Origin of the sequence: Allobosea sp. CER48 (assembly GCF_044752385.1) — a bacterium.
GTDB lineage: Bacteria > Pseudomonadota > Alphaproteobacteria > Rhizobiales > Beijerinckiaceae > Allobosea.
The window spans coordinates 1-4,279 of sequence record NZ_JBIWYK010000271.1 but is presented as its reverse complement, the minus strand read 5'-3'; the positions used below and the strand labels follow the sequence as shown (position 1 = coordinate 4,279).

At 65.9% G+C, this 4,279-nt stretch carries 2 protein-coding genes; both read right to left on the bottom strand.

Annotation, left to right across the window (positions count from 1 at the left end; genetic code table 11):
* Window positions 1-102: 102 nt before the first annotated feature.
* Entirely contained in the window at window positions 103-3,189 is a 3,087-nt protein-coding gene (locus ACIPIA_RS11085; protein ID WP_400509440.1) for an efflux RND transporter permease subunit, read from the bottom strand.
* 9 nt (window positions 3,190-3,198) lie between these two features.
* Window positions 3,199-4,279, bottom strand: a 1,081-nt coding sequence (locus ACIPIA_RS11080) for an efflux RND transporter periplasmic adaptor subunit (protein ID WP_400509438.1), incomplete at its 5' end; no start/stop codon positions are given.

Sequence of the window (4,279 nt, the reverse complement as noted above, 5' to 3'; positions counted from 1 at the left end):
TGCCGGCCGCTCGTCCGTCCACGCCCTGTAGACGCCTTTCGACCCGCGAAAGCGTGCATGGCCGGGACAAGCCCGACCATGACGGGAGAATGCCGCGCAACCCTACTCCGCCGGATGCGGATGGGCCCCGTGCACCTCGCCATGCGCGCCCTGGCGCGAGCCGTGGACCTTCCGGGCCAGATAGCTGTAGGCGACCGGCACCACATAGAGCGTCAGCAGCGTTCCGAAGGTCATGCCGCCCACGATGACCCAGCCGATCTGCGAACGGCTTTCCGCGCCGGCGCCATGCGCGATGGCCAGCGGTACGGCGCCAAGCACCATCGCGCCGGTGGTCATCAGGATCGGCCGCAGGCGCAGCTCTGCCGCCTCGACGAGGGCGTCGATCATCTCCTTGCCCTCCTCGCGCAGCTGGTTGGTGAACTCCAGGATCAGGATGCCGTGCTTGGTGATCAGGCCGACCAGCGTGATCAGGCCGATCTGGCTGTACACGTTCATCGTCCCGCCCGTGTAGTAGAGCGCGGCGAGAGCGCCGGTGAGCGAGAGCGGCACCGAGACCATGATCACCACGGGGTCGACGAAGCTTTCGAACTGCGCCGCCAGCACCAGATAGATGAAGCCGAGTGCGAGCAGGAAGACGACGAAGATGCTCGCGCCCGACTGCTTGAACTCGCGGCTCTGGCCGGAATAGTCGATCTGCACCGTGTTCGGCAGCACGCGCTGCGCGCCCTCCTCCAGCACCTTGAGCGCGTCGCCGAGCGAATAGCCCGGGGCGGGGATAGCGGTGATCGTCGCCGAGCGCAGCTGGTTGAAGCGCACCAGTTCCTTCGGCGCGACCGTCTCCTCGACCTGGACGAGGCTGGAGAGCTGGACCACGGCACCGCCGCGCCCCATCAGATAGATCGATTGCAGCGCCTGGGGCGTGTTGCGCTCGGCACCCTCGACCTGCAGCACCACGTCGTACTGTTTGCTGTTCATGTTGAAGCGCGTGACCTGCCGGCCACCGAGCAGTGTCTCCATGGTACGGCCGATGATGTCGACATTGACGCCGAGATCGGCGGCGCGCTGCCGGTCGATCGAGACCTTGATCTGCGGCTTGTCGAGGATGAGGTTGCTCTCGACGTTGGTCAGGATCGGCGAGTTCGCGACTTCCGCCATCAGTTGATCGACATAGGACTTGATCTGGGTATAGGGCTCGGAGGAGCGCAGCACGAACTCGACCGGCTTGCTGGTTGCCTGGCCCTGGCCGAGCGAGGCCGGATTGGTGGCGAACAGACGGATGCCCGGGATCTGCGACAGCCCCCTGTTGATCTCGGCGACGAGATCCTGCTGCTTGCGGTGCCGCTCCTCCCACGGCTTCAGGCGGGCCATGGCGATGGCGCGCGTCACGTCGGGAAAGCCGGTGATGACGAGATAGGTCTCGACCTCCGGAATCTTCCTGAAATACTCCTCGACCTGGCGCGCGTAATCGGCCGTGAAGGTGATCGTGGCGCCTTCGGGCGCAACGCCGATCACGTTGATCGTGCCGCGATCCTCGACGGGCGACAGCTCCGCACGCAGGTTCGTGAAGAAGAAATAGCCCCCGCCCGCGACGCCGAGCGCCAGCAGGACGATGAGCGGACGCACCGACAGGGCCGCGCGGAGCGAGGCCTTGTAGCCACGCGACAGCGCGTTGAAGCCTCCCTCCAGCACATTGTAGAGCCAGTTGTGCTTCTCGTGATGGCGCAGGAGCTTGGCGCACATCATCGGCGTCAGCGTCAGCGCGACGAAGCCCGAGACGAGCACCGCGCCGGCCAGCGTCAACGCGAACTCGATGAAGAGCTTGCCGGTGCGGCCCGTGGAGAATGCCATCGGCGCGTAGACCGCGACAAGGGTGAGCGTCATCGCGATCACGGCGAAGGCGATCTCGTTGATGCCGCGGATCGCCGCCGGGGTCGGCTGCATGCCGTCCTCGATATGGCGATGCACGTTCTCGAGCACGACGATGGCGTCGTCGACGACGAGGCCGATGGCCAGCACCATCGAGAGCAGCGTCAGCGTGTTCACGGTGAAGCCGAACGCATACATCAGCGCGAACGAGCCGATCAGCGAGACCGGAATCGTGACCAGCGGGATCAGGGTCGCGCGAGCGGACCGCAGGAAGATGAAGATGATCAGCACGACCAGCACGATCGCCTCGAGGATCGTCTGGAAGACCGCCTTGATCGAGCGATCGATGAAGACCGAGGTGTCGTAGGACTTGGCGATCGACATGCCCTGAGGCAGGTCCTCGATGATGCCGGGCAGCGCTTCCTCGATACCGGCCGAGACGTCGAGCGGATTCGCCGTCGCCTGCTTGACGATGCCGATCGTGACCGAGGGCGTGCCGCGGAACCAGGCGGCGTTGCGTTCCTCGCGCGCGCCAAGCTCGACCTTGGCGATGTCCTTGACCTTGACCGGGAAGCCGTTGGCGTCCTTGACGACGATCTCGCGGAATTCCGCCGGCGTCGTCATGCTGGTCTGCGAGAGCACCGTGAATTCGCGATCGTTGCTCTCGATGCGACCCGACGGGATCTCGATGTTCTGCGCCCGGACGGCGGCCTCGACCTCCTGCACGCTGACATTGTAGGCCGACATGCGGGCGCGATCGAGCCAGATGCGCATCGCGTACTGGCGCTGGCCGAGGATGCGGACCTCCGCCACGCCGGTGACGTTCTGCACGCGGTCGGAGATGAAGCGGTCGGCGAAATCGGTGAGTTCCAGCGGCCCGTGCCGCGTGCTGGTCAGCGAGAGGTAGAGGATCGGCTGCGAGTCGGCCTCGACCTTGGCAATGACCGGCTCGTCGATTTCGTCGGGCATGCGGCTGCGCACGCGGCTGACGCGGTCGCGCACGTCGGAAGCCGCGACGTCCGGGTCGACATCCGGGCGGAAACGGACCTGGATGAAGCTGCGCTCCTGGCGGCTGGTCGAGGACAGGATCTCGATGCCCTCGATGCCCGCGATCGAGTTTTCCAGGATCTGCGTGACCTGCGTCTCGATGATCTCGGCCGAGGCGCCACGGTAATCAGTACGCACCGAGACGATCGGCTCGTCGATATTCGGGTATTCGCGGACGGTCAGGCGGCCATAGGAGACGATGCCGATCAGCATCACCAGAAGGCTCAGCACCGTCGAGAGAACGGGCCGGCGGACAAAGAGTTCGAAGAGGCTCATGAGTCGGTCCTAGAGCTGGCTCGTCTGGACGACCTTGTCCTTGATCGCGATGATCGCGCCGTCGCGCAGCCGCATCTGGCCGGCGGTGATGACCTGCATGTCGGGCTTCAGCCCGCTGACGATCTCGACCTTGCCCGGCAGGCGCTTGCCCAGTTCGACGGTGACGCGCTTCGCCTTACCCTTGTCGACGACATAGACCATCTTGCCGACGGCATCCGGCACCACGGCCATCTCCGGCACCAGGATCGCGTTCTCGCGCTGGTCGACGGTTATGGAGAGCCGGGCGAACAGGCCGGGCTTCAGCGCGAGATCGGCATTGGGGATGCTGGCGCGCAGGCGGATCGCCCGTCCGTTCACGTCGACCACGGGGTCGATCGCGTAGATCTGGCCCTGGAACTTCCGGTCCGGCACCGCGTCGACCTTCATCTGCACGGGCTGTCCGGTCTTGAGGCGGCTGAGATAGATCTCGGGCACGCGGAAATCGATCTTGATCGGGTCGATGCTGGTCAGCGTGATCAACTGCTTGCCGACGGAGACATAGTCGCCGACGCCGACCGAGCGCAGGCCGACGACTCCGTTGAACGGCGCCAGAATGGTCGATTGGGCGAGCTTGGCCTTGGCGAGCTGGACGCGCGCCTCGGTCGAGGCCAACCGCGCCGTCGACTCGTCCAGCGCGACCTGCGTGCCCGAGCCGCGCGAGACCAGCCCCTTCAGACGGTCGGTGGTGTCCCGCGCCAGGCCGAGATCCGCCATCGCCTGCTTGAGTTCGGCATCGAGGATCGCCGTATCGAGCTTGACCAGCTCCTGCCCCGCCTTGACACGCTCGCCCTCCTTGAAGCCGAGGAAGACGACGCGGCCGGCGATTTCGGGCGCGATAATCACGGATTCATCGGCGGCGAGCGTGCCGAGCGCCTCGACCTCCTCGCTGACCGTCGCCAGCTCGATGGACGCGACCTCGACCGGCACCCCACGCGGCCCCGTGACCGCGCTGGCCTGCGCCTGCTGAGTGCCGGCGCGCTGATAGCGGTAGGCGTAATAGCCACCGCCGGCCAGGGCCGCGACGACGACGAGAAGGACGAACCGCTTCATA